Source organism: Kitasatospora sp. NPDC058170 (genome assembly GCF_042883905.1).
Lineage (GTDB): Bacteria > Actinomycetota > Actinomycetes > Streptomycetales > Streptomycetaceae > Kitasatospora.
On record NZ_JBHVUV010000017.1, the window covers coordinates 95091 to 121046 of the forward strand.

The window sequence follows — 25956 nt, forward strand, 5'->3', positions numbered from 1 at the left end:
TCTTATGGGTCGATGGGTGGGCTACTTGACGCTGCCGGAGGTCAGTCCGGCCTTCCAGTAGCGCTGGAGCAGGAGGAACATCACGACGATCGGGATGACCGACAACAGCGCGCCGGTGATGATCAGGTTGTAGGGGACGGTCTGGCCGCGCTGTTCCTTCCAGGCGACCAGGCCGACGGTGACCGGTTGCAGGCGGTCGTTGGCGAGCATCAGCGACGGCAGCAGGTAGTTCGTCCAGATGGTCACGAACTGGAACAGGAAGATGGTGACCAGCGAGGGCTGGAGCACCCGCAGCGCGACGGACCGGAAGATCCGGAACTCGCCCGCCCCGTCGAGCCGGCCGGCCTCCAGCAGTTCGTCCGGGACGGCGGCGGCCGCGTAGATGCGTGCCAGGTAGACCCCGAACGGGCTGACGATGCTCGGGATGAAGACGGCCCAGAAGGTGTTGACCACGTGGGTCGCCGAGAACATCAGGTACAGCGGCAGCGCGAACAGCGGGGCCGGGATGAGGATCGCGCCGAGGATGGTGTTGAAGACGGCCTCACGGCCCCGGAAGGTGTACTTCGCCAGGACGTACCCGGCCATGGCGGAGAGCAGTGTCGCCACGACGGCGCCGCCCACCGCGTAGAGCAGGCTGTTGAGCAGCCAGCGTCCGAAGATGCCGTCCTGGACGCCGAGCAGGGTGGAGACGTTGTGCACCAGCTCGATCCGTCCGGCGAACCAGAAGCCGTTGCTGGAGAAGAGGTCGCTGCTGCTCTTGGTGGCGGAGACGACCAGCCACCAGACCGGCAGCAGGGAGTACACCGCGGCGAGCACGAGGACGGCGATCACCCCGGCGCGGCCGGCCGGATTCGTGGCCTTCACCGGATTCGTGGCCTTCACTGGGAGCCTCCGCGCTTGTTGACGAACCGCATGAACCCGAAGGACAACACGAAGATCACCAGTGCCAGGATCACCGACCGGGTCGCGGCCGCGTGGTAGTTGTTCGCCGCGACCTCGTTCTGGGCGGCCATGATCGGCGTCCAGCTGCTGGAGAGGTTGGGCGCGACGGCCTTCATGATGACCGGCTCGTTGTAGAGCTGGGCCATCCCGATGATGGAGAACACCGTGGTCATGACCAGGGCGGGCCGGACCATCGGGATCTTGATGTGCCAGGCGAGCCGCCAGCCGGTGCAGCCGTCCAGCTCCGCCGCCTCGGTGAACTCGGCCGGGATGGCCTTCAGCGCCGAGTGGATGACGATCATGTTGTAGCCGGTCCAGCCCCAGGTCAGCATGTTGCCGACCGACCAGGGCAGCAGGCCGTCCGAGGTGAAGTCGACGTGCAGGCCGGCGTGGCCGAGTGCGGCGGCGATCGGGCTGACGTCCGGCTGGTAGAGGAAGGACCACATCAGCCCCCCGATGACACCGGGGATGGCGTACGGCAGGAAGAAGCTGAGCCGGAAGAAGCGCTTGGCCGGGGTGCGGCGGGCGTCGAGCAGCAGGGCCAGGACGAGCGCCAGGCCCAGCATCAGCGGCACCTGGACGATGCCGATCAGCAGCACCCGGACGATGGACGAGGTGAAGGCGTGGTCGGCCAGCGCGTCGGTGTAGTTGGACAGCCCGGTGAACACCGTGGAGGGCGGGGCGAGCCCGAGCCCGGAGCGGTGCGACTTGAACAGGCTCTCGTACAGGGCGTAGCAGATCGGCGCGATGAACGTGATGACGAACAGTGCGCCGAACGGCGACAGGAATCCCAGGGGGGCCCAGCGGCGGCCGTCGGTCCTGCGGCGCCGCCCGGGGCCCGCCGCCGGCCGGGGCGGTGTCGGGGCCGCCCCGGTGCGCTCGACGGAGCGCACCGGGGACGAGGTGGGTGAGGGGTGCATGGTCAGCCGATTTCCATGCCCTGGGTCTTCATCTCGGCCACGGTCTGCGCCTGGACGTCGGCGAGTGCGGCGTCCAGGCTGGTGCCGCCCGAGCCGGCCTTGCCGAGGCCGTCGCCGAGCGCGCCGGAGGTCTTGGTCATCACCGGGCCCCACTGGAAGCTCGGATCGACGTGGCCCGCGCTGTCCTTGAAGACGTCGAAGATCTTCTGGCCGCCGTAGAACGGGTCCGGCTCGGACAGCGCCGGGTTGTCCAGGCCGGAGACGGCGGCCGGGTAGATGCCGGTCTCCTTGATCAGGTTGCTCACGCTGGCCTGGTCGGTGCCGAACCAGTGGGCGAACTCGACGGCCTCCTTGACGTGCTTGCAGCCCTTCAGCACGGCGTTGGGCGTGCCGCCGGCGTTGCCGGAGGCGGGAGCGGCGGTGTCCCAGACCGGCATCGGGGCGACCGCCCAGTTGCCGGAGGTCTGCTTGACGCTGTCGGCGAGGATCGGGGTGTCCCACACCGCGTTGACGTCGGAGAGGATCGTGCCGTCGCCCATGCCCTTGTAGAGCGCGGTGTCGAAGCTCGGTACGGTCTTGACCAGCTTCTTGTCGATCAGGCCCTGCCAGAACGCGGTGACCTTCTTCGTCGCCGGGTCGTTGACGTCGACGGTCCACTTGTCGTTGCCGGTGCCGAACCACTTGGCGCCCGCCTGCCAGGCCAGGCCCGCGAAGTTGTAGGCGTCGTTGCCGAAGTAGGTGATGTACGCGTTCGGGTCGGCCGCGTGGATGATCGCGGCGTCGGCGGCGTACTCGTCCCAGGTCCTGGGGGCGCTGGTGATGCCGTACTTGGCGAACAGGTCCTTGCGGTAGATCAGCGCCATCGGCGCGATGTCCACCGGCAGGCCGTAGGTGCGGCCGGCGACCCCTGACTGGGCGAAGGCCCAGGAGGCGTACTCCTTCGCGTAGGGCGCGGCGGCGGCCGTCGCGTCCTGCAGGGCGCCGGCGGCGGCGAAGGTCGGCAGGGTCTCGAAGCCGACCGAGCCGACACAGGGGGCGTTGCCCGCCTTCACCGCGTTCAGCATCTTGGTGTAGCCGCCCTTGGAGCCGGGCGAGATCTTGCTGTAGGTGACGTGGATGCCGGGGTGGGCCGCGTTGAAGAGCTCGACGGACTTCTCGTATCCGGGGGCCCAGCCCCAGAACTCGATCGTGACCGGCCCGGAGGCCTGGTCGGACGACCCTCCGGAGCTGCAGGCGGCGACGCCGGCCAGCGACGTGAGCGCCATGGCGAGGGTGGCCGCTCTGAACGGGCGCGACTTCATGGGGAGGTCCTCTCTACTGCCTACCGCAGATGGGGCTCTGCCCGGGTGCGATGGTGGGGGACCCGCCTGACACTGCGGGTTGTTAGTTCGGCTAGTGTGTTAATTAAGAATGATGCTGTCAAGGGGTTCGCCGGAACGTTCTGTGAACGGGCCCGACCACCTCGCGATGCCGGCCGATCCACCCAACTCACCTGGCCTGCAGCGGAATGTGGCCGATCCTGCGCACCTCCGGCCACCCGCCGGTACGCTTCCGTCACTCGATCAACACCTACAGTCGGTGACCGTCCGCACGCTTACTTCAGACGGTGCATCAACTAACATGCTCAAGATCAGCACCGGCCTGCGGGCAGGCCCCGGAACGAGGAGACCACGTGCGGCCAGACCAGCGCGGCACCACCGGCACGGGCGCCGGCACAGCCGGCCGCGCCCACGCGGGCACCACCTCCCCCGCGGCGAGCGGCATCATGGCGGGCTACCCCGAGCCCGCCGACAAGGCCTCGCTGCGCCGCACCAACCTGAGCGTGATGCTGCGCCACCTGCGGGAGAACGGCGCGCAGTCCCGCACCCACCTCGCCGGCGCGACCGGCCTGCCCAAGGCCACGGTCTCGGTCCTGGTCGCCGACCTGATACAGCGCGGACTGGTCCGCGAGGGCGAGCTCGACCGCGCCGGCACGATCGGCCGCCCGCACCGCATGGTCGAACTCGAAGGCCGCTGGATCTGCGGGATCGGCGCCGAGATCGGCCCCGACCACATCACCGTGCTCGCCCTCGACCTGAGCGGCGCCATCGTCCACGAGGACCGCCGCGCCCTCGACGTCCCCGCACTCACCCCACAGGCCGCCCTGCGCGAGGTCGGCGACCTCGTCGCGGACGGCCTCAGCGCGGTGGCCGAACGCGGGATGCACGCCATCGGGGTCACCCTCGTCACCCAGGGATCGGTCGACGCCACCTCCGGCACGGTCGCCGTGGCCACCAACTTCGGCTGGCGCGGCGTCCAGGCGGCCCGTGAGCTGCGCACCCGGCTCGGCCGGGACGCGCCGCCCGTCCTGGTCGAGAACGACGCCGAGTCCGGCGCCCTCGCCGAGTACCTGGCCGCCCCCAGCGCCGACGTCCGCGAGCTCGTGTACGTCACGGGCGGCATCGGCGTGGGCGGGGCCAGCATCTCCGGCGGCAAGCTGCTGCGCGGCTCGGAGATCGGACACATGAAGCTCGACCGGCTCGACCGGCCCTGCGCCTGCGGGCGGACCGGCTGCTGGGAGGTCGCCGTCGGGCTCCAGGCCTTCCTCGACGCGGCCGCGGACCCTTCGGACCGGGTGCACGACCTGTCGATCGACCTGGCGGAACGGCTCGGCGACCTGCTCGGCCGGGCCGACGCCGGGGAGCCGCGCACCCTCGCCGCGCTCGCCGGCATCGCGGACGACCTGGCGCTCGGGCTCGGCATCCTGGTGGACGTGCTGAACCCGCCCCGGATCGTCCTCGGCGGGTACTTCGCCGTGTTCGGCCGCTATCTCGTGGACGCGGTACAGCGGGTGCTCGACGACCGCAGGATCGCACCCACCGCCGAGCGGGTCGTCGTGACCGCCTCGGCGCTCGGGCTCTCCAACGCCGCCCGGGGCGGCGCGCACCTGGCACTCGAAGGCATCTTCCAGGACCCCTCCGTCGTACCGGTCCGGCCGGTGGCGCAGGACGACGGCGCCCGCTCCGCCTGAGGCCCGACCGGGGCGCCCGGCGCCCCGGTCGCCACCTCCGCCTCCCCACCTGCCGGCGGCACTCCCCCGAAACCTGCGGCCGGGAATGTCTTGACTTCCCCCTCGGGCACTGCCACGGTTTGCTTCAAGTTGCTCAGGTAAGCCCTCTGGTGAGCAACTTGAAGCAAGAAGTCGCCCCGTGTCGCGCCGACCTGGCCGACGCCCGACGACTGCGGCCCCGATCACGGCTACGGCTACGGCTACGGCTACGGCTCCAAAGCGACGGCCGACGGGATCCCGAACGCTGCGCAGGAACGCTCACCCAGGCCTGCCCTGCGCCGCCACCCCCGCGATCCCTCCCGGCCGTCCCGGCCGTCCGGTCCCGGCCCGTCCGGCTCCCGAACGGGCCGAGGCCCAGGCCGATACCGCTGCTCACGGCCTCCCCCTCCCCCACACCGCGCGTTGCCCCTCAAGGAGTACCCGTGTCCTCTCCCCCTCGCAGAGCGCTGACGACGGTGGTCGCCGCCACCCTGCTCGCCGTGTCCGGCGCCGTCGCGTCCCCGGCGTCGGCGACCCCGCCCGCCGCCACCTACACGATCGGTGTCGGCACGCCGGTCGCGTACCCGCACCCGACCGACACGCCGGCCTCCCCCTACATCGACAAGGACGGCACGTTCTACTTCCAGCAGTCCGCCGCCCTCTACGGCAGCACCCAGCCCCGGTACTGGGACTTCTTCACCGGCAGCGACTTCGACACCGCGACCCGGTCGAGCGCGATCAGCGACGCGGTGAACCCCAACAACGCGAACGACAGGAACAACGACACCACCTGGCGCTGCAACAACAGCCCCACCGGGCTGAACGCGACCGTCTCGGTCGGCAACGCGAGCTACTCCCAGAAGAACTTCTGCGACCTGGCGGGCGTCTGGGTCGACCCGGACACCGGTGACTGGTACGGGCTGGTGCACAACGAGTTCACCCCGTCGCCGTTCGGCGACGGCATCCACTACGACGCGATCGACTACGCGGTCTCCAAGGACCAGGGCAGGACCTGGACCATCAAGGACCACGCCCTCACCTCGCCGTACTCCACCACGCGCAACGACACGACGCAGTTCCCGAACCAGACGTACTCCTACGGCGACGGCGACCAGCGGCTGTTCGTCGACACCGCCTCGGGCTACTTCTACGTCTTCTACGGCTCGCGCATCGTGGAGAAGAACGGCAACTGGAGCGACAGCCTCGCCCACGTCGCGCGTGCTCCCATCTCCTCGAAGATGGCCGCCGGCTCCTGGCAGAAGTGGTACGACGGCGCCTGGTCGCAGCCCGGTGTCGGCGGCCTGGAGAGCAACCAGGTCCCGGTCACCTCCCCCACCCAGACCGGGTACACCCCCGTGGCCGGCGACTACAGCCCCGCCAACACCGGGACCGCCGCGCAGCAGATCGCGGCCGGCAAGCTCCCCCCGAAGTCCCCGCTGTTCGTCATGAACATCGCCTACAACGCCTACCTGAAGCTGTACATCGGTGAGCCGGAGGCGGTGTCCGGCGCCGCGCCGCAGCGGTTCTACGTCACCGACGACCTCTCCACCCAGAAGTGGTCCCTGATCGGCGACACCGGCGGCTACACCAACAACTCCTGGTACCGCTGGTTCCTCGACGGCGCGAACAGGACCGGCTCCACCATCGTCGGCAGGACCTTCCGCTCCTACTGCGCGTTCGAGTGCTCCAACGGCTCCTCCGGCGAGTACGTCGACATCACTCTCGGCGCCTCCGCCCTGGCGGCCGCACCGGTCGACGAGACCAGGACCTACCGGATCAGCAGCGGAGGCGGCCGCGTCCTCGCCCAGGTCGCGGGCGGCTCCGCCACCACCTCGGTGGCCACCGCGGCCGGAACCGCCCTGGAGTCGTGGACCTTCACCTCCACCGGCGACGGCTCCTACCGGATCACCAACTCCGCCACCGGCCAGCTGCTGGGCGTCGACTCCAGCGCCACCTCGGGCCGTGCGTGGGGTGCCAAGCCGACGGTCACCGCCGCCGGACCGAGCGGTCCGAGCGTCGGACAGCAGTGGTTCGTCATCCCCGGGAAGTCCGCCGACAACACCTCGACCGGGGCCGTCCGCCTCGTCAACCGCTACAGCGGACTGGTGATCGGCCTCTCCTCGACCACCGGCCGGCTCGCCGAGACCACGCCCACCCGCAGCTGGAACGACACCACCGGCAACTCCGTCGGCGGCTCCCGCGGCACGAGCGAGCAGACCCTGACGCTGACCTCGACCGGGTCGGCGCCCGAGACCGTCACGTTCACCGGCCCCGGCAACCAGTCCGGCAAGGCGGGCACCGCCGTCTCGCTCCAGCTCGCCGCCACCGACTCCGCGGGCAAGTCCCTCGCTTACTCGGCGACCGGCCTGCCCGCCGGCCTGTCGATCAGCCCCGCCGGACTGATCACCGGTACGCCGACCACCGCCGGTTCCTCGACGGTCGCGGTCACCGCCTCCTCCGGCACCGCGAGCGGCACGACCTCCTTCACCTGGGCCGTCAACCCGGTCCTCAGCGGGACCCACACCGTGACCACCGGGACCAAGGCCCTGGACGACCCCGACCACTCGACGGCCCAGGGCACCCAGCTCGACACCTGGAGCATCAACGGAGGAGCCAACCAGAACTGGGTCTTCACCCAGAACACGGACGGCAGTTACCAGATCGCCAACGGCCTCTCCGCACTCTGCATGGACGTCAACGGCGGCTCCGGCGCCGCCGGCGCGAAGATCATCCAGTGGTCCTGCAGCGGGGGCACCAACCAGCGCTGGGTGGTTACCGCCGTCACCGGCGGCTACACGATCGCCTCGAAGAGCAGCGGCCTCCTGCTGACCACCGCCTCCACCTCCGACGGCGCGCTGGTCACCCAGCAGAACGACACCGGCTCCGCCCAGCAGCACTGGACCATCAACTGACGGTCCGCCCGGGCGGGCAGGCCTGACCGGCCCGACCGGCCCGACCGGAGGGGCCCTGCGGACAACCGTCCGCGGGGCCCTTTCCTGCTTTCCCGGACCCTGGCCGGGCCGGGCCCGGTCGGGTCGGGTCGGGTCGGGTCGGGTCGGGTCGGGTCGGGTCGGGTCGACCGGACGACCGGGGCCCACCTGGATGTGAAGCGTCGTGCACGATAGCCTTCGGGGCCGAGCAAGGAGGAACTCGATGGGTGCCCACGACCGGTGGACCAGACTGCTGGAAGTCCTCGGTGAACGGGGCAACCTGGACGTCATCGAGGCCGCCGAGCTGCTGGGTTGTTCCGCCGCGACCATCCGCCGGGACCTGGACGAGCTGGCCCGGCAGAAGCTGCTGACCCGAACGCGCGGGGGCGCGGTGCTCAGTACCGTCGCCTACGACCTTCCGCTGCGCTACAAGACGGCCCGCCGGGCGGACGAGAAGCACCGCATCGCCAAGGCCGCGGCCGATCTGATTCCGCCCGGCTCGACCGTCGGGATCAACGGCGGCACCACGACCTCCGAGGTCGCCCGCGAACTGGCCGTCCGAGCCGATCTCGCCGGGGAGCCCGGGACCCCGGCGCTGACCGTCGTCACCAACGCGATCAACATCGCCAACGAACTCGCGATCCGCCCGCAGATCAAACTGGTGGTCACCGGCGGGATCGCCAGGACCAACTCCTACGAGCTGATCGGCCCCCTCGCGGCGCTCTCCCTCCAGGGACTCTCGCTCGACTACGCGATCCTGGGCGTCGACGCCGTCGACCCGCACTTCGGCACGGCGACGCACGACGAGGGGGAGGCTGCCGCCAACCGTGCGCTCGCGGAGTGCGCCGCGACGGTGATCGTCGTGGCGGACTCCTCGAAGCTGGGCAAGCGGGCGTTCGCCCAGGTCTGCCCGATGGGCTCGGTGTCGGTCCTGGTGACGGACACCGACGCGCCGAAGGAGATCACCGAGCAGCTCGCGTCCAGGAACATCGACGTCCTGTGCGTGTGACCGGCCCGGGCCTCGGCCGACGGGACCGCTGAGCACCCTCACCTGTCCGGCCGGCTGCCCCGGCACGGCACGGAACGGCACGGCACGGCACGGCACACGGAAAGTCCAAGTCATCGTCAGGAATTGTCGATGGACAGTGCCGTCCGCGCCTCACATGATGTCCGTGACTCAACCGAGTGATCGCGCAAGAGCCGCGGCGGTCGGCCCCGGTCCCCGCTACGGCGGCAGGCAGGCCCGTCGCGTCCTCGCGCCGACAGGCGATCCCGCACAGGACGCCCACGCGCTGCACCGCCCTCCGTCCGACGAGCCCGGACGGAGAAGAGGGCCTCACGCCGGCCATCCGGGCTGCAGCCGACCTCATCGCCGACCCGCCCGGCGCGCGCCGGGACGTGCGCGCCGGGCCTGCGCACCAGGACCTGCGCGCCGGGCGGCGTCGACCAGTCGGGTGCCCGGGTGGCGCCGGTCCACCGCACCCTCAGCGGGCGGACCGTCAAGGAGAAGGAGTTCACCGATGCCAGTACCCCTCGTCAGAAGGCTCGCCGCCGCGGCCGTCACCACGGCTCTCGCGGTGGCCGCCAGCACGGCGGTGCTGCCGGCCGCCACCGCGGCGGCGGCCGCCCCCGGCTACACGGTGACCGTCGGTACGACCGGTTCCTACGCGTACCCGACCGACACCCCGGCCGCCACCTTCACCGACAAGGACGGGACGTTCTACTTCCAGCAGTCCGCGGCGCTGTACGGCACGAACGAGCCCCGCTACTGGGACTTCTTCACCGGCACGAACCTCGACACCGCCACCCGGTCGAGCGCGATCAGCGACGCCGTCAACCCTGCCAACAGCAGCGACCGGAACAACGACACCACCTGGCGGTGCAACAACAGCCCCACCGGCCTGACCTCGACGGCCGCCCCCGCCGGCTCGGGCTACGCGCAGCGGAACTACTGCGACCTGTCCGGCGTGTGGGTCGATCCGGACAGCGGCGACTGGTACGGCCTGGTCCACAACGAGTTCACCCCGCAGCCCTTCGGCGACGGGCTCCACTTCGACGCCATCGACTACGCGGTCTCCAAGGACCAGGGGAGGACCTGGACCATCAAGGCCAAGGTCATCACCTCCCCGTACAGCACCACGCGCAACGACACCGCGGCGTTCCCCGGCAAGACCTACTCCTACGGCGACGGTGACCAGCGCCTGCTGGTGGACACCGCCTCGGGGTACTTCTACGTCTTCTACGGCTCGCGCCTGGTCGACAAGTCCGGCGGGTGGAAGGCGTTCCACGAGCACGTGGCGCGCGCGCCGATCGCCGGCAAGATGGCGCCCGGGACCTGGCAGAAGTGGTACGACGGCGCCTGGTCGCAGCCCGGTGTGGGCGGCAGGGAGAGCAACATGGTGCCGGTCACCGGTGCCGGCGGCACCGGCTACACCCCCGCGTCGGCGGAGTACGACCCGGCCAACACCGGTACCGTCACCGAGCAGGTCGCGGCCGGCAAGGCCCCGGCGACGTCACCGCTGTTCGTGATGGACGTCACCTACAACGCCTACCTCGGGCTGTACATCGGCGAGCCGCAGCAGGTCGACCAGAGCGGCAACGCGCCGAGGCAGTTCTACGCCACCGACGACCTCGCCACCCAGAAGTGGACGCTGATCGGCGACACCGGCAGCTACCACGACGCCTCCTGGTACCGCTGGTTCCTCGACGGCGCGAACAGGACCGGCTCCACCATCGTCGGCAAGACCTTCCGGGCCTACTGCTCGATCGCGTGCGCGAGCTCCTCGGGCGAGTACGCCGACATCACCATCGACTCCCCCACGCCCGCCACCGCACCCTTCGACCCGGCCAGGACGTACCAAATCGCGAACGGATCCGGTCGGGTCCTGGCCCAGACCGCCGGCGGCCCGACGACCACGTCGGTGGCCGCCGGAACCGGATCGGCCCTGGAGGCCTGGTCGTTCACCGCCAACGGTGACGGCTCGTACCGGATCACCAACTCCTCCACCGGCCGCCTCCTGGGTGTCGACTCCTCGGCGACCTCGGGCCGGGCCTGGGCGGCCAAACCGACCGTCACCGCGCCCGGAACGGGCGGGCCCACCGTCGGACAGCAGTGGTTCGTCATCGCGAACGCCTCCGCCACCGGGGTCAAGGACGGCACGTACCGCCTGGTCAACCGCTACAGCGGCCTGGTGATCGGACTCTCCGCGGAATCCACCCGGCTCACCGAGACCACCCCCGCCCGCTACTGGACCAACGGCACGGGCAACCCGGTGGGCGGCACCCGTGCCCCGGGCGAGCAGACCCTCACCCTGACCGCGGTCGGAGCGGCCGGAACCGACCTGACCGGGACACGCACCGTCGTCACGGGCGGCAAGGCACTGGACGACCCGGACCACAGCACGACGCCCGGCACCCAGCTGGTCACCTGGACCGCCAACGGCGGAACCAACCAGAACTGGCAGTTCACCAGGCAGCCCGACGGCTCCTACCAACTCGTCAACGGCCGTTCGGGGTTGTGCGCCGATGTGAGCGGCGGCTCCACCAGCGCGGGCGCCAAGGTCGTCCAGTGGACCTGCAACGGCGGAACGAACCAGCACTGGACCGTCACCAGGCAGGCGGGCGGAGCGTACACCGTCGCGTCCGTCAGGAGCGGGCTGCTGCTCACCACCGCCTCGACCGCCGACGGCGCGCTGGTCACCCAGCAGCCGGGCAACGGCTCCGCCGCCCAGCAGTGGACGATCCGGTGAGCACGGTGACCTGATCGCCTCCCCGACACGACGTGCGTGAGGGGACGTGCGTGAGGGGGCTGCCTCCGGGCGGCCCCCTCGTCACCCGACGACCGGCTCGCGGGCCGGGTTGACAGCGCACCGCGGGTCGCCCATCATCCTTGCAGATCGAGTGATTGAAGTTGCGTGAATTCACTTACTTTCAGTCACTCACAAGCAGACTTCCCTCACCCAACCGTCGCATCGAGCCGTCACATCGAGTCAACGGGCGCCCCCGAAGGAGCGTGGCCTGATGGCGTTCGCCCGCTATCTCACCCCGGCCCCCGAGCACAGCGGGCTCGGACTGCAGTGTCTCGGAGTGGGATGGCAGCAGATCAAGCGCATCCAGTTCGACGGGCGCGTGCTCGACTGCTACGGCCTGATGATGGTCGTCAGGGGCGGCGGCTGGTTCGCCTGGGGCGACCTCCCGCGAAAGCGGGTCCCCCTGCGCGCCCCGGCGGTGTTCGTCGTCTTCCCCGGTGTCTACCACGCCTACCAGCCCGACCCCACGGGATGGTCGGAGCGCTGGGTCCTCTTCAACGGAGCGGCCGCCCGCACCCACGAAGTCCTGGGGACCCTGGAGCGGGACGCCGCGGTGACGCTGCTGCAGGGATCGCCGGACGGGATGGAGCGCATCTTCGACAAGCTCTTCGCGGCCGCGGACTCCGGCTCGCCCCATCGCGACGTCCTCACCTCGTCCCTCGTACACCGGCTCCTCGCCGAGCTGTTGGCGGGCAAGGGGACGAAGGACCTCGCGCCGTTCGTCCGCCATTTCGACGAGCGGGCGACCGACTCCGTCAGCATCGGCGAGCACGCCCGGCGACTGGGCATGGACGAGCCGACGCTGCGTCGTGAGATGCTCCGGGCCACCGGGACCACCCCGAAGGACTACATCCTGCGCACCCGGATCAACGTGGCGAAGCGCCTCCTGCTGACGACGGACCGCACCGTCGCGGACATTTCCCGCCGCGTCGGATACTCCGATGCCGCCTACTTCACCCGCCTGTTCACCAGGCGGGTGGGGCAGGCGCCGCATCACTTCAGGAAGGTGCACAATCCGGTCGGCGGCCCGTTGAGCCGGAAGTCCGTTGAGCAGGAGCCTCGTTGAGAGGCTAGGCCCCCGGGCAGCCGTGGACCGGCCGGTTCAACCGGGAGGCCCCGCTTCGCCCGGGTCGGCGGCGTCGTCGGGTGGCGCGGCGTCGTCGGGTGGCCCCGGCCGGGACCGGGGTGCGTCGGGGAGCTGGTCGAGAAGTCGGAGACTGGTGCAGGGGACGGTGACGTAGAGGCCGACGGGGGTGACGACCCGGCAGCGACCGTCGGTCCGGACCAGGAGGGCGACGGCGGTGCCGGTGGAGACGGTTCCGTCGGGTGGCCCGTCGGGCCCGCTGTCGTCGTACCAGTAGGACTGGTCGGTGGTCAGGGCGTGGGTGAACCGGTTCGGCGGGGGGCGTACGACGTTGTCCCGGGGGACGACGGACCGGCTCCCGAGGACGGCGGCCTCGGGTCGCCGGACGGCGTACGGCTCGCCCACTCGGCGGGGTGGGTTGTTGTCCGTCATGGCGGGCGTCGTTCAGGCGGCCTGGAGACTGTCGGCGGGCAACATCTCGGGGACGGTGGGGACCACCACGCCGATGTCGATGGGAGCGGTGCGCGTCCGCAGCCTGCCGCTGACGGCGAGTTCGAGGTGGTTGGGCAACGCGTACTGATCGGCGGCGTCCACGTCGACGACGTAGCCCAGGTCCTGGAGGCTGGCCACGGTCAGCCGGCTCAGCGGGTTGCCGGCCCGGCCGACGAAGCCGGTCATCAGCTCGTTGTCGAAGACGCTCTCGCGCCAGTGGCTGTCCGCGGTGCCCGGGCCGCCGGTGTTCTCCACGGGGACGGGCCTGGGCGCGCCGCCGTCCAGGAGGGCGGCGAACTCCCGCTGGGCGTTCGGCCCGACGAAGGTCGGGTTGTGGGTGCCGGCGCCGCGCAGGACGTGCTTGCGGCTCCAGACCGAGCCGATGCCCAGGGCGTGCCCCATCTCGTGGGTGATGACGTCGACGAGCGTGCCGGTGGCCTCCATGGCGGCTAGGTCGGCCTGGTCGAAGGACATCAGGGCGGTGGCCGGGAGGAACTTCGAGGGGCCGGGGCCGGGGCGCAGCCGGGTCGGTCCGGTCTCGCCCAGGGTGCCGCCGGGGCCGTCGATGAGCTTGCCCTCGGCCTGGACGAGGAGGTCGTCGACGATCCGGTCGCCGATGACCACGTCGGGTAGGTCGCCGACGATGACGCGGGTCCAGCGGTGGGCGGCGTCCTTGAACGCGCTCTTCTGGGTTTCGGTCAGTCCGCCGAGGAACTCGACTTCGATGCTGAAGGGGGATTCGGTGTCGGCGAGGCGCTTCGCGGCCGCGCGGTCGGCGCGCTCGATGTGGGTTTCGTGAATGCTCATGGGTTCCGACCCCTTTGGGGGAGGTCTGCGTCAGGGTGCCGGCGGTGGGGAGCGGGAGCGTGTCGGGTGCTCGGCGCACCGGGTCGGGTCCTTCGGCCGGGCGCCGGGGTGGCGCTCCCGTGTCGGCCGCGTCCGTGGGCACGGTCGACGGTCCGGCCCCTCTCCTTCGATTGTCCCTCCGTTCTGGCGGTGCGGCACCGTCCTTTTCCGCCCTATTCGTTGAGTGGCGGAGGCAATGCGGGCGGTAGCGGATCGGGGGTTCGGCCGGGCCGCGACCTGCGGAGTCGCCCTGCCAGGGCGGCGGGTGACGGTTCGTCACAACTCGGCTCGACGCACCCACTGCTGGTCCGCAGCCGGTCCGGACCGGTCCGGACCGGCTGCGGACCGGCTGCAGGCTGGTTGCGAATCAAAACCACCCGGTCCACTCTCGCGGTGGTTTCAATTCACCAGCTACGCAGCGCAGGCAGCCGGTCACCCGTGCCCCTCCTGCGCCCGCGCACCTCTGCGTCCGACGGGTCGGGTACGCGCCCCGGACCCCGACGACGCCCTCCCGCCACCGTCACCCTGGCAGAGAGGCGTTCGTCCCCGGGGACCCGCCGGGCGCTTCGTAGTTCTTCGCGGGCGTGGTGTTGACCTTGCCGTCGTTGCCCTTGCCCCCCGCGCCGGGAGGCTGGCCGTTCCCGCCGTCGCCGCCCTTCACGTAGTAGCCCTTGCCCGCGTCGAGGATGTCGATGGTGCGGTTGTTGCCGTCCCCGCCTTCGCCCCCGCCGCCGACGTAGCGCTCGAGGTTGTTCGATTCACCCCCGTTGCCGGCGCGTCCGCCGTAGGCCTCCACCGAGGGCTTCGAGCTTTCGACGCCGTGGTCGATGGTGATGCGCCCGTCGTTGCCGATCCCGCCGTCGCCGCCCTCACCGGCCGCGGCACCGTAGCCCCCGGCCCCGCCGATGGCCGTCACCCTGCTGTCGAACCCGCTGCCGATGATGCGGCTGTTGTTGCCGTCGCCGCCATGACCGCCGTCGCAGTCCTCGTCGACGCTGGCGAAGCCGCCCTTGCCACCGTTCCCACCGGTCACGGTGATGGTGCCGTGGGCGCTGATGTGTCCGTCGTTGCCATCACCGCCGCGCCCGCCGTTGCCACAGCTGAGGAGCGCGGCCCGCTTGCCCTCCATCCCGTTGCCGCCCGTCACGTCCACGGTGTCGTTGCCGCCACCGCCGTAGATCTCCCCGGTGTTGCCGGCCGCTCCCGCGCCGCCGGCACCGTCGCCGTCGCCTCCCCGCACCGTGATCCTGTCGTCACCGGTTCCACCGTTGATCTCGCCCCGGTTGCCGACCGTGCCCCTGCTCGGCTCTTCCCCGACGTTGACGGTGATCGTGTCGTTGCCGCCGAGCCCGTTGACCACGACCCCGGACGGGATCGCGTGACAGTCGATCGTGTCATCACCGTCCGTGCCGCTGATGGTCCTGCCCGTGACGGGGCTGCCGTTGACCGTGCAGGACACCGTGGCGGCCTGCACGGGCGTCGCGGCGACCACCGCGATCGGCGCGATGACGGACAGGATCGGCAACAGCACCCGGCATGCCCGGCGCACCGGGACAGACGTGTTCGACATGGGAACATCCACTCCTCAAGGGATCCTCACGGGCGGCACCACCCACCGCACCGGCGGGCTCTGAACGCCGCCTGACCAGGCCGATCACCGCGCCTGCGGCGACCTCGGCCTTCGCGCCCCGAGTATCCGGCCGCCGACTCCCCCGACCCGAGGCCGACACGCCACCGGTCCGACCGCCTCAACCGGATGCCGCAGGCGACCCGCTCCCGAAACCTGGTCCACCGCGACTCGGGGACTGCCACTGAGTCGCCTGGCGGTGGCCGGACGGCCTCCCGTTCCCGAAGCCCGGGGCTCAGAGCGAGGAGGTCAGCGGACCTCGACCTGGGGTCAGTGGACCTCGACATGGGCGATGAGGACGATCGTGTCGAAGGCGATGGGGAGGTAGGCGATCCGGACACCGTCCTCGGCGTACTCCAGAACCGGGCTGTCGAGGTGCAGTCGTACACCGGCGATGTCCGGGCACAACGCGATGACGGTCAGGTGGGGGTCGAGGCGGGCGAGGGCTGCGTCGTCCAGTGCGGCGACCTGATGTTCGGCGACCTCGTGGAAGATGACGAGCGCGCGGCGGGGCTGACGGTCAGGCAACGCACTGCTCTCCGGCCCCGGGGCTGTCCTCGCTCAGGCCACGCTGCGCCTTCAACTCGGCCCAGGTGTGGCGGCCGTTCAGGTCGATGCCGCGGTCGGCCAGATCCAGCAGGACGTAGGCCAGGGTCGGGTCCTCCGGCGCCGCGTCACGGGCCGCGGCGCGCATGGCGTCGGCCTCGGCGGAGTCGAACACCGTCCGCATGACGTCCGTACCGGCCGTACCGCCCTCGCGGTCGTCCCGCTGCGCCCCGTCCGGGTTCCGAGCGTCCGCGGCCTCGGGCGGAACCCTCTGTCGGCAGAGGTGGTCGTGCCGCAGGAAGGCGACCAGGCCCGCTTCCAGTCGTGAGCGCACGCCGAGCTTGCCGAGGACTCCCGTCACGTGCTTCTTGACGGTCCGCTCGGTGATCCCCAGGCGCAGCGCGATGGGGAGGTTCCCCAGTCCGGAGCCCAGGAGGAGAAGGACGTCGGACTCCCGCGCAGTGAGGACGGACAGGTCACGCGGTGACCGGAGAGTGGCAAGTACGGTGCCCCCGCAAGGGCAGTCGGCGGACCTCGACAGCGTGCGGGGTGTCATCGATGAGGTCTTCCGTTCCTTGCAGGGTGGTGCCGCGAGAGGCCGCGCGGAGGCGGGCGGTACGGGACGGCAGGTGTTCCATCCGGTGTCGACCTGATCGACGGTGGCCGGGCCGGTCCACGTGGGCAGTGCGATGTTCATGCCAGGTAATCCTAGGTTCGCGCGGGTCGGCGAGGCCGGGGGCGGACGACCGAAGCCGACCCCCCGATCGGCTGGACGAACGCGCCGGACGGCCGGCCCTCCCGCCCGCCGGTCGGCCGGGGGTTGCCTGCCGGGTGGCCGACCTCGCACCCCCGATCGGCGGGGTCCGGTCCGGCCGGGGAGGTATCGGCGGCCGGTCCTGGCGGACCTGTGCGTGGCGCGGTGGCCACCGTCAGTGCTTGCGGTTGGGCAGTGCGGCGTGGACGCGGTACCCGCCGGTGCCGGTGGGACCGCTGGTCAGGGTGCCGTCGAGGTTCTCGGCGCGTTCGCGCAGGCCGATGAGCCCGTGGCGGGAGCTGGGCAGTCGCAGGCCGGGCCGGGTGGGGGCGGAGTTGGTGACGGTCACGTCCACGCCCGGTCCCAACGAGCAGATCTCGACCACGGCGGTGGCCCCGGGCGCGTGCTTGCGCACGTTGGTCAGGGCCTCCTGGACGATCCGGTACACGGCCCGCTGCACGGCCGCACTGGCGTCGGCGGGCACCTCGCCCACCAGCCGGGCGTCCAGTCCGCTGCCCGCCACCAGGTCCGCGAGCTGCTCGATGGTGGGCTGCGGGGCGATCCCGGTGTCCCGGCTGCCGGAGGCCCTGAGCAGGGTGACCATGTGCCGCAGCTCGTCCAGCGTGGTCACGCTCAGCTTCCGGATCGTCCGGGCCGCCTCCCTCGTGTCGGCACTCCCGGTACCGACCTGCAGGGCGCCGGCCCGCACCGCGATCAGACTCACCTGGTGCGAGACCACATCGTGCATCTCCCGCGCCAGCTGCGCCCGTTCACGCGCCAGGACGGCCTGGGCGTGCAGCTCGCGCTGGTGCTCCTGGGCCTCGCGGAGCTCGGCCAGACTCCGGGCAAGGTCCCGACGGGCCCGGCACAACCGCCCCAGACAGACTGCCGCACAGACCAGCAGGACCGAATGGGTCAGATGAGAAACGTACAGGGGGTCGGCCGTCAGGTCGTACGGACTGGGCGTCCGCCAGTACCGGCAGGAGTCCACCACCAGATAGACCGCCGAACTGCCCAGCGTCCAGCACAACGAGCGCTCCGCCAACGTGGACAGCGCCAGCAGGGCCGGAAATACCGAAGCTCCCTGCGGCAGGAACATCAGCAGGAGGGTGACCGCGAACACCAGGACCGGATACCGCCTGCACAACAGCAGGGCCAGCGCGGCCAGGGATTCACAGATGACGACCTGAGCGTTGAAACCCACGAAGTGGTACTGCGGGTCCAACTGGTAGCGGGCCATGGCCAGTGCACTGGCCCAATCGACGGCCAGCAGCCCCAGTGCCGGCAGGGCATCCCCCGCCCACGACGGCAGGGACCACCCGGCCCGGGGCTTCACCCGTGTACCGACGGCCCACCCGGCCGCGCTCACCGTGCCCCGCTCTCGGCGAGCAGGCCCGCACGCTGGGCCCACAGGGCGGCCTGGACACGGTTGTCGACCGCGAGTTTCGCCAGCACCACGCTGACGTGGCCCTTGACCGTGCCCTCGCTCAGGTGCAGACGTCGGCCGATCTCACCGTTGGAGAGGCCCTCCGCGATGAGCAGCAGGACGTCGTGCTCGCGTTCGTTCAGGCGGGCGGTGTGTGCGGCGGCGGCCGCGAGTTCGCGGTGGTGGCTGAGGTAGCCGTCGATCACCGCTGCGACGACCTTCTGGGCCAGCACGGCGGCTCCCCCGTACAACGACCGGACCTGGCGGGCGAGGTCGTCCGGGTCGGTGTCCTTGAGGAGGTAGCCGGACGCGCCCGAGCGCAGGGCCTGCACGATGTACTCGTCCGAGTCGAAGGTGGTCAGCATCGCCACGACGGGCCGCTGCGGCAGCTGCATCAGGTGGCCCAGGACCATCAGGCCGTCGATGTCGGGCATCCGGATGTCCAGCAGCACCAGGTCCGGGGTGTGCGCGGCGACGGCGTCCAGGGCCTGTCCGCCGGCGACCGCGGCCACCACCTCGATGTCCGCGGAGGCGTTCAGGAGCAGGCTGAAACCCGACCGTATCAGCGCCTCGTCATCGACCACCACAACCCGGATCACGCTCATGCCCTGCCGTTCTGTTCCACGTCGTTCTGTTCCACGTCGTTCTGTTCCACGTCGTTCTGTTCCACCGGATCCGGTCGACCGTTTCGGGCCCGCCCCGTTCGCAGCCGCAAACGCGCAGCCGCCGCCAGACGATATCCGACCGTATCCGATCGATCGCCGGGTAAGTTCAGGTCCAGCCGGTGCCTCCGGGGGTGCCTCCGGGCTCTCGCTTCGCCGGGCCCCGGTCCGCATGGTCGTGAGTGGATGAATCGGTGGTCGTAGGCCTTTTCGCGCCGTGCAGCTTGCCTCACGATCCCTGCGGCGGCGCCTCCCCCTGGGGGCGAGTCGGCACCGGTCGGCTGGAACGGCTGGAACGGCTGGAACAGCACAATCGCGACGGGAGTAATTCAATTCCTCTGAACCGATGGGCACGAGAAAGCCGAGCGCCTCTCCCTCCGTGGCTGAACCTAACTGTGGATTCCACCCCGCAAAATGGGACCTTCGTACACCGGCCCGGATGTACACCTTTCCGAGCTCGGGTCGCTCTGCGACGACTGCGATCGGACTCATTGCTCGAGGATCGACGTCGGCGGCTGGGAGAGCTGAGCGAGGCCTTCCACAACATCGCCAAGGAGGCCAAGTCCCGGGAGGCGTGAGCCGACTCCCTCGCCCGGATCTTCCGGGCCTTCCCCATGTTCACCGCCCTCCACCTCGACTGGCAGGACCCGAACGCCGCAGGTGCGCCCACCAACGGCTACGGCCACACACCGCGAGGGCCCAGCCGCAACCCGCGGCTGGGCCCTCGTCGCGCCTCGGGTCGCCCTGCGACCGGAACCTGGCGCGGATCTCGTGCACGGCCCCACCGCCGGCATGGCGGCCGACCGCGGACCGGAGCTCGGCCTTGGCGCTTCCTCGCCGGGCAGCAGCCGGCGCCTCAGAGCAACGCGGCTGCCGACCGCCGGTGTTCCCCCTGCTACCCCGCCGCCTCCTGGCCCGCCGCCCCGGGCACCACCGCGTCCTTGGCCCACTTCACATCGCCGGTGTTCATCACGTACCGGGCCGCGACCCACGTGCGCTGGTCGCGCAGGAGGTACCAGATGTCGTTGCCGTCGACGTTCTGGGCCCTCACCTTCGCTCGCAAGCCGACCTTGGCGCCTTCGGGCAAGCTACCGACGACGGAGGAGTCGGTGCTGGGGTACTCCCGTTGGCGGACCCCGATGTCGCTCACGACGGTCCCATAAGGCTCGCTAGGCGTAGAAGCCATCTCTTCCTCGCTCTTCCTTCATCGACGAAACACGGGCCCGCCGCTCCACGGGCTCAGGAGCAGGCGGGACTGCGACGGTCCGCCCGTGTTGCCGCGAGCCTAGGAGAACGACCAGCACAACCGGACACTTCGACACCATCTCGACAATCCGTTCGCACAAATCAGGCCACGCGGGAAGGCCTGCTCAATGGCGGCATCACCGGGTACGAGGAGATCGACCGGGCACGGAGGGAGCCCGCGCGCCAGGCCTCTTCGACCGGCAGATCACCATGGACCGGGATACTCACCTTCGGCCCGCGGTGGGCCGGTGCCATCTGAAACTTCTCAAAGTCCTGATATCACATCAGATTGCTTGTCGTTTCAACCAGTTGGCACCTCCAAGACCCCTCCCGATCCGTCAAGGTTGACAGCCAGGTGACGGTCAGTCATGACAGGATCAGTGCGGGTCGGCACCCTGTCGACCGGAAGGAGAAGTAGAAGACATGACCGAGGACAGCAACGCGACGGTGCCCGCCGAGGACAAGACTCCGTCCGGCAAGTACGCAGGCACTGAGATCAAGATCGAAGGCGAGGAGCACATCATCATTCGAGAGGACGAGGTCCCGGTAGCCACCGACACCGAGTGACACGCGTATCGCTGCTCGCCATGCCCGGTCACGGCCGGCCCCGGTACCCCCTCCGTAGGTGACCCCTCCATGGCCTCCACCGATGATCCGTGCCGGGGTGCGGGTACGCGGTGCGAGTGCACGGTGAGAAACCCCAGCTTCTTGGGGTACCGGGCACCCGGGCGACGTCGAAGACTGTGGCTATGGACGTCATCGAGAAGAACCAAATCGCAGACAACCGACAGACCGTGCGCGACTTCATCGACGCACTGTTCACCAAGGGCGACCTCGCAGCGGTCGACGAGTACCTCGCCGAGGACTTCCTCAACCACGACCCGCCCGTCGGCTCCGATAGCACCCGTGAGGGCATGCGCACGGCCGCCGCCCTGTTCCGCGGTGCTTTCCCCGACTGGCACGCCACGGCCGACTTCCTCGTCGCCGAGAACGACCTGGTCGTGGAGCACTTCAGCGCCACCGGCACCCAGCTCGGCGAGATCTTCGGCGCGCCGGCCACCGGCCGCACGGTCACGCTTCGCGGGATCAACATCTTCCGGGTCCGGGAGGGCCGCATCGTCGAGCGCTGGGGCCGGCTCGACGAGCTGGGGCTGCTGCGCCAGCTCGGGCTCGCCCAGGGCCCGGGGTAGCCGGGAGTACAGTCGTGTTTGTGGCAGGTGCGGCGGTGGAGCGCCGACTCGCCGACATCGAACGACGGTGCCGCGGCGGGCTGGACACCACCGCGCCGGGCACGGACATTCTCGGCCGTCTGCGCCGGGTGGTGCCGGCGGAGGCGGCCTTCTTCGCGACCGTCGATCCGGTGACCCTGCTGTTCACCTCGGCGACCGCCGAGGACCCGCTGGGTCCCGCGACGGCGCTGTTCCTCGACAACGAGTTCGGGCGGGCGGACGTCAACAAGTTCGCCGGCCTTGCCCGGGCGGCGGATCCGGTCGGCTCATTGGACCGGGCCACCGACGGCAGCCGGACGGACAGCGCCCGCTACCGGGAGATCATGGCCCCCCTCGGGCTGGGCGACGAACTGCGCGCCGCGCTGGTCACCGGGCACCGCTGCTGGGGCGTGCTCTGCCTGCACCGGGAGGCCTCCTCCTCGGGCTTCACCAGCGAGGAAGTCGGCCTGGTCCGGCGCATCGCTCCGGTGCTGGCGACCGGTCTGCGCACCGCGGTGACCGCATCCCCGCCGTCCACGGCCACCGCCGACCCGGACGGGGTGGGTCTCATCCTGCTCGACGCCACGCTCAGGACCGTGTCGATGAGCCCCGAAGCCGAGCACTGGCTGGCCGACTTCCCCGACCACGACCGGCAGGACGCGGGCCGGCTCCCGGTCAGCGTGCTCGCGGCCGCCGCCGGCCCGGTGCCCTCGACCGTCCGTGTCCGAGGGCGCTCGGGCCGGTGGATCGCCCTGCACACCAGCCGCCTGGGCCAGCAGATCGGCGTGGTGGTGGAACCGGCCCGACCGGCGGAACTCGGAGCGGTCCTGCTCAGCGCCCACGGACTCACCGACGCCCAGACCCGCGTCGCAGCCCTGGTCATCCGGGGATACTCCACCCGCCAACTGGTCGACGAGCTCCACATCTCCGCCAACACCGTGCAGGAGCACCTGACCGCCGTCTTCGACAAGTTCGGTGTCCGCAGCCGCCGCGAGCTGGTCGCCGTAGTGCTGGCCGACCTGCCACGGTTCGCATAGGAAGGCCGACCGAGCCGCAGGTCGAGACCCGGCCGGACGACACCGGGTGTCGGAGGCATCCGCTTGGATGAGCACGTGACTGTTTATGACATCGCTCGCCAGCTCCCCTCCATCGCCGACCTGCAGAACCTGTGCCGCTCGCTGGCGATGCTCGATGCGATCCTGAGCCCGGACTGGGAAGGCCGGTACTACTCCTTCAACGCCGGGTGGGCCGACCGCGAGGAGATGGCCTCGATGCGCAACGGGTCGGGCGACGAGTACTCCATCGTGTTCTCGGCGGCCGGGGCTTGTGTCCGCGGCTTCGACCACGAAGCTCCGATGAGCCCGTACGGCAACGACGGCGAGCCCTGGCCGGGTGTGATCGACGATGTCCCGGAGGTCTTCAGTCACTTCGTAACGGAGCCGGCGTTCACCGACGAGGACGACGTGCCCGTCGTGACGGCCTGCCTGTGGCGGGGGGCGACGGACGATCGGTGGCAGCACGGCGTGATCGACTTCCCCACCGGTTGCTCCGACCCGGACGGGGCAACGGGTCTCTTCGCGCTCCTGGTCGACCGCTCGCCGGAAGCGTTCCAGCGCTACGCCGAGGACTACTACGAGGTTCCCGTGGACCTGGACGCGGTACGCGACGTGTACGCCTTGCGACCGCTGAGCCAGACACTCGTGTCCTCACTCAACTCGGAGGCCACCCTCACAGACCTGGCCGAGGACATCTCCGAGATCGGCTACCCGCAGCCGGCCGGGGATGTGATCTGAGCTTCAACTGCCTTTGATTCGTTGGGGAGTCCAGCCGTCCGTGGCGACGTCCAGCCCTACACGGAACACCTCGACGTGTCACTCCACCACCACCGTTCAGGAGGGACCTTGATGGAGAGCGCCGGATCCCTGCGGGCCCTGTGGCACTGCACGACCAGGGGGTTCCTCGCCATCCGGGCGACCGCGCGCCACGGCGTCCTACCGGCCGAGGCGGCGGTGTTCGGCCTGACACCCGGGTTCGCCGAGGCAGATCGCTGTGTCGCCGGGCTCGCGGGTGCCTGCCTGGCCGTCAGAACATCCCGGGCGCAGGGGGCGGACGGGACGGCGGCGCTGGTCGCCGGCTGGTCGGCGGCCGATCCGGTCGGTCGGGCCTGGCTGACGACGACGGTCCGAGAGTTCGCAGGCCCCCAGGCTGCCGCCGAACTGGCCGCCGCCTGCGCCGCGCTCCCGGCCGCCGTTCGGTCCGGGCCTGCCACAACCCCGGTCCAGGTCCAGGTCCAGGTCCAGGCTCCGACCCCCGGCCGAGGACGCCGGGTGGGGGCGACCGGCTGGTGCGACGCCGTCCTCACGGCCGGGTTCGAGGACATCCTCGCCCTCGTCGGCCCCACCCGCTCGGCGGACGGCCCCCAGTGGGCCGCAGTCGAGGCAGTCGCGGACACCTGCCATCGCGTGCCCTACCCGCAGTGCCTCCCGCCACCGCTCCGGCCGTGGCTGGTCCGGCACCATCTGAGGGACGGCTGGTCCGCCAACTCCGCGGCCGGCCAAGCGTGGTGCCGCAAACGGGTCGACCGTTCGGGCATCCGCGGGCCCGCCTGAATCCGGCGCATCATCGCAGAGCGCTAGTGCCGCGTCAGGCAACCTTCGCCCCGTCGCGACGCCCGGCACGCACTCTCGCCGCACCGGCCGAAAGCCCAAGTACGTCCAGTACGAGGACTTCCGGCCGGCACGCCGACAGCACGCACCGGACGCCGCTCCTTGACGGGCAAAAGTTGCCTGACGCGGCACTAGGAGCCGCCGAAGCGCGGTTCGCCGAGATTGTGGGGCCGCAGTCCGCCGCCTGGCACCGGGGTGAGCGGGGAGCCGTAGACAGCGCCGACCAGGCAGCCGGTGGAGGCGAGGAGCTGCCCGCTGGCACGGACTGCGTCCAGGGACCGGGTCAGGTGCAGGAGGTACATCGGGGCGTGGCCGGTGAGCGTGCGGAGCATGGCGTTGTCGCGCAGCAGCCGCCCGTTGGGAGTCTGTTCGAGGCGCTGGCACCAGTCGGCTTCGGTCTCGGCGAGCCCGACGGGAGCCGGGTGGACCGGTGGGCCGTCGTAGTCGGTGTGGGCATGGTGCCAGTCGGCGTGCACGGGGCTTCTCCTACTCCGGCAGGGCGGCGTGGAGGGCGAGTTCCAGGGCCCGGGTGTTGGTGGCGCCGTCGAGGCGGGCCTGTTCGCTGAGCACCACGAGGTCGTGGGCGAGCGGTGGGGCTCAGGAGGGAACGGGCCCGGGCATCCGGTCGGGGTCGGGCCACCAGTGGGCGAACCAGGAGTCGTCGGGTACCAGCAGGAGCGGGCGGTGTGGCAGGGTGGCCCCGATTCCCGGACCGGTGGGACGGTTGCAGGCGATCCAGGAGAGCGTGGCCCGGTCCATGTACTGGTGGTCCGGAAGCCGGCCCGCCTCGGCGAGCTCGCGCAGCGGCGCGCCGTCGGACCGGGGTGTCGATGTGATCATGAAGGGCTCCTCAGTTGGGATCGGGTGCGATGGGCGTCACGCTGGGCGTGGTGGTGCTGACGATGGGAAACCGGCCTGCGGAGCTGCTCGCGCTCCTGCACTCGGTCGAGGCCCAGGAGGGCGGCGACAGCGGGGTTCGGACCGTGGTGCTGGGGCAGGGCATCAGGCTGCCCCCGTTGCCCGACTGGGTGGACGCGGTGGAGGTGCCGGAGAACCTGGGCATCCCCGGCGGCCGGAACGCCGGCGTCGAGCGGCTACGGGAGATCGGCGGCACGGACGTGCTGGTGGTCCTTGACGACGACGGCCTACTTCCGCGCACCGACACCTTCCGGCTGATCCGGGAGGCGTTCGAGCAGGACCCGAAGCTTGGTATCGCCTCCTTCCGGATCGCGGACGAGACCGGGTTCACCCAGCGCCGCCACGTCCCCCGCCTCGGCGCGAGCGACCCCATGGAGTCCGGGCCGGTGACGACGTTCCTCGGCGGCGGCCACGCCATCCGCATGAGCGTCATCGACCAGGTCGGTCTGTTCCCCGCCGAGTTCTTCTACGCGCACGAGGAGACCGACTTCGCCTGGCGGGCCCTGGACGCCGACTGGGGCATCGACTACCGCGCGGACCTGGTGCTCCAGCACCCGCGTACCGACCCCGCCCGGCACGCCGCCTACTACCGGATGACCGCACGCAACCGCGTCTGGCTGGCCAAGAGGCACCTTCCCGCTCCTCTGGTGCCGGTCTACCTCACCTCCTGGATCGCCTACACCCTGCTGCGCCGCCCGCCGTTGGCGGGATTGAAGGCATGGTGGGGCGGGTTCTTCGAGGGTGTGCGGGTGCCGTGTCCGCCGCGTCGGCCGATGCGGTGGAGCACGGTGTGGCGGATGGCGAAGCTGGGCCGGCCGCCCGTCTTCTGACAGCCGGCGCAGTACCCCCTGCG

General features: G+C 70.7%; 23 protein-coding genes and 1 pseudogene. 11 read left to right on the forward strand and 13 right to left on the reverse strand.

The window, feature by feature from the left end:
• Positions 1–21: 21 nt before the first annotated feature.
• From ACFVVX_RS20320 to ACFVVX_RS20330, 3 genes are read right to left on the reverse strand one after another with little or no spacing between them, the layout of a single operon-like run.
• Positions 22–882 (reverse strand): carbohydrate ABC transporter permease, encoded by an 861-nt coding sequence (locus tag ACFVVX_RS20320; protein WP_387947422.1) that lies wholly within the window; start codon positions 880–882, stop codon positions 22–24.
• Positions 879–1862 carry a carbohydrate ABC transporter permease gene (locus tag ACFVVX_RS20325; protein WP_387947424.1) on the reverse strand — a complete coding sequence of 328 codons (984 nt, stop codon included), beginning with the start codon at positions 1860–1862 and terminating at the stop codon, positions 879–881. Before ACFVVX_RS20325 ends, ACFVVX_RS20320 begins: the two co-directional genes overlap by 4 nt.
• A 2-nt stretch (positions 1863–1864) precedes the next feature.
• Complete coding sequence (locus ACFVVX_RS20330; protein WP_387947426.1) at positions 1865–3163, reverse strand: ABC transporter substrate-binding protein; 1299 nt, start codon at positions 3161–3163, stop codon at positions 1865–1867.
• Positions 3164–3534: 371 nt separating this feature from the next.
• Between ACFVVX_RS20330 and ACFVVX_RS20335 the strand changes: the two genes are divergently transcribed.
• The 5 genes from ACFVVX_RS20335 (at position 3535) to ACFVVX_RS20355 (ending at position 12695) form a co-directional block, all read left to right on the forward strand.
• On the forward strand, positions 3535–4872 hold the full coding sequence (locus ACFVVX_RS20335; protein ID WP_387947428.1) for an ROK family protein: 1338 nt from the start codon (positions 3535–3537) through the stop codon (positions 4870–4872).
• A 461-nt stretch (positions 4873–5333) separates the two neighbouring features.
• A complete protein-coding gene (locus ACFVVX_RS20340; RefSeq protein WP_387947430.1) occupies positions 5334–7802 on the forward strand; it encodes an RICIN domain-containing protein in 2469 nt (822 codons plus the stop codon).
• 241 nt (positions 7803–8043) lie between these two features.
• Positions 8044–8829, forward strand: a complete 786-nt coding sequence (locus ACFVVX_RS20345) for a DeoR/GlpR family DNA-binding transcription regulator (RefSeq protein WP_387947432.1) — start codon at positions 8044–8046, stop codon at positions 8827–8829.
• 511 nt (positions 8830–9340) lie between these two features.
• A complete protein-coding gene (locus ACFVVX_RS20350; protein WP_387947434.1) occupies positions 9341–11569 on the forward strand; it encodes an RICIN domain-containing protein in 2229 nt (742 codons plus the stop codon).
• 271 nt (positions 11570–11840) lie between these two features.
• Positions 11841–12695 (forward strand): AraC family transcriptional regulator, encoded by an 855-nt coding sequence (locus ACFVVX_RS20355; protein ID WP_387947436.1) that lies wholly within the window; start codon positions 11841–11843, stop codon positions 12693–12695.
• A 36-nt stretch (positions 12696–12731) separates the two neighbouring features.
• Here the strand turns inward: ACFVVX_RS20355 and ACFVVX_RS20360 are convergent, their stop codons facing one another.
• The 8 genes from ACFVVX_RS20360 to ACFVVX_RS20395 form a co-directional block, all read right to left on the reverse strand.
• Positions 12732–13145, reverse strand: coding sequence for a hypothetical protein (locus ACFVVX_RS20360; RefSeq protein ID WP_387947438.1), 414 nt, complete (start codon positions 13143–13145; stop codon positions 12732–12734).
• A gap of 12 nt (positions 13146–13157) precedes the next feature.
• Positions 13158–14012, reverse strand: coding sequence for a leishmanolysin-related zinc metalloendopeptidase (locus tag ACFVVX_RS20365; RefSeq protein WP_387947440.1), 855 nt, complete (start codon positions 14010–14012; stop codon positions 13158–13160).
• A gap of 559 nt (positions 14013–14571) precedes the next feature.
• Positions 14572–15633: a hypothetical protein gene (locus ACFVVX_RS20370; protein ID WP_387947442.1), complete on the reverse strand. Its 1062-nt coding sequence runs from the start codon at positions 15631–15633 to the stop codon at positions 14572–14574.
• Between the two features lie 315 nt (positions 15634–15948).
• Positions 15949–16206, reverse strand: coding sequence for a hypothetical protein (locus ACFVVX_RS20375; protein ID WP_387947444.1), 258 nt, complete (start codon positions 16204–16206; stop codon positions 15949–15951).
• Positions 16199–16921, reverse strand: a complete 723-nt coding sequence (locus ACFVVX_RS20380; protein WP_387947446.1) for a helix-turn-helix transcriptional regulator — start codon at positions 16919–16921, stop codon at positions 16199–16201. The genes ACFVVX_RS20375 and ACFVVX_RS20380 overlap by 8 nt, the downstream gene beginning before the upstream one ends.
• 232 nt (positions 16922–17153) lie before the next feature.
• Complete coding sequence (locus ACFVVX_RS20385; protein ID WP_387947448.1) at positions 17154–18218, reverse strand: sensor histidine kinase; 1065 nt, start codon at positions 18216–18218, stop codon at positions 17154–17156.
• 125 nt (positions 18219–18343) lie between these two features.
• Positions 18344–19003, reverse strand: coding sequence for a response regulator (locus tag ACFVVX_RS20390; RefSeq protein ID WP_387947596.1), 660 nt, complete (start codon positions 19001–19003; stop codon positions 18344–18346).
• A 958-nt stretch (positions 19004–19961) separates the two neighbouring features.
• A complete protein-coding gene (locus ACFVVX_RS20395; RefSeq protein WP_387947450.1) occupies positions 19962–20129 on the reverse strand; it encodes a hypothetical protein in 168 nt (55 codons plus the stop codon).
• A 602-nt stretch (positions 20130–20731) separates the two neighbouring features.
• Here ACFVVX_RS20395 and ACFVVX_RS20400 point away from each other — a divergent pair.
• The 5 genes and pseudogenes from ACFVVX_RS20400 to ACFVVX_RS20420 all read left to right on the forward strand — a co-directional run.
• Positions 20732–20878, forward strand: a pseudogene (locus ACFVVX_RS20400) (hypothetical protein); the annotation flags it as partial.
• 182 nt (positions 20879–21060) lie between these two features.
• Positions 21061–21501 (forward strand): ester cyclase, encoded by a 441-nt coding sequence (locus ACFVVX_RS20405; RefSeq protein WP_387947452.1) that lies wholly within the window; start codon positions 21061–21063, stop codon positions 21499–21501.
• 20 nt (positions 21502–21521) lie between these two features.
• Entirely contained in the window at positions 21522–22556 is a 1035-nt protein-coding gene (locus tag ACFVVX_RS20410; RefSeq protein ID WP_387947454.1) for a LuxR C-terminal-related transcriptional regulator, read from the forward strand.
• A gap of 57 nt (positions 22557–22613) precedes the next feature.
• Positions 22614–23312, forward strand: a complete 699-nt coding sequence (locus ACFVVX_RS20415) for a hypothetical protein (protein WP_387947598.1) — start codon at positions 22614–22616, stop codon at positions 23310–23312.
• 111 nt (positions 23313–23423) lie between these two features.
• Positions 23424–24128 (forward strand): hypothetical protein, encoded by a 705-nt coding sequence (locus ACFVVX_RS20420; protein ID WP_387947456.1) that lies wholly within the window; start codon positions 23424–23426, stop codon positions 24126–24128.
• Between the two features lie 188 nt (positions 24129–24316).
• Here ACFVVX_RS20420 and ACFVVX_RS20425 read toward each other — a convergent pair whose 3' ends face one another.
• Together ACFVVX_RS20425 and ACFVVX_RS20430 are read right to left on the reverse strand one after the other, a co-directional pair.
• The gene (locus ACFVVX_RS20425) at positions 24317–24661 is read right to left on the reverse strand and encodes a hypothetical protein (protein ID WP_387947458.1); all 345 of its coding nucleotides are present in this window, start codon (positions 24659–24661) and stop codon (positions 24317–24319) included.
• A gap of 121 nt (positions 24662–24782) precedes the next feature.
• Positions 24783–25025, reverse strand: coding sequence for a hypothetical protein (locus tag ACFVVX_RS20430; protein WP_387947460.1), 243 nt, complete (start codon positions 25023–25025; stop codon positions 24783–24785).
• A gap of 29 nt (positions 25026–25054) precedes the next feature.
• Between ACFVVX_RS20430 and ACFVVX_RS20435 the strand changes: the two genes are divergently transcribed.
• Entirely contained in the window at positions 25055–25933 is an 879-nt protein-coding gene (locus ACFVVX_RS20435) for a glycosyltransferase family 2 protein (RefSeq protein ID WP_387947462.1), read from the forward strand.
• Positions 25934–25956 lie beyond the last annotated feature (23 nt).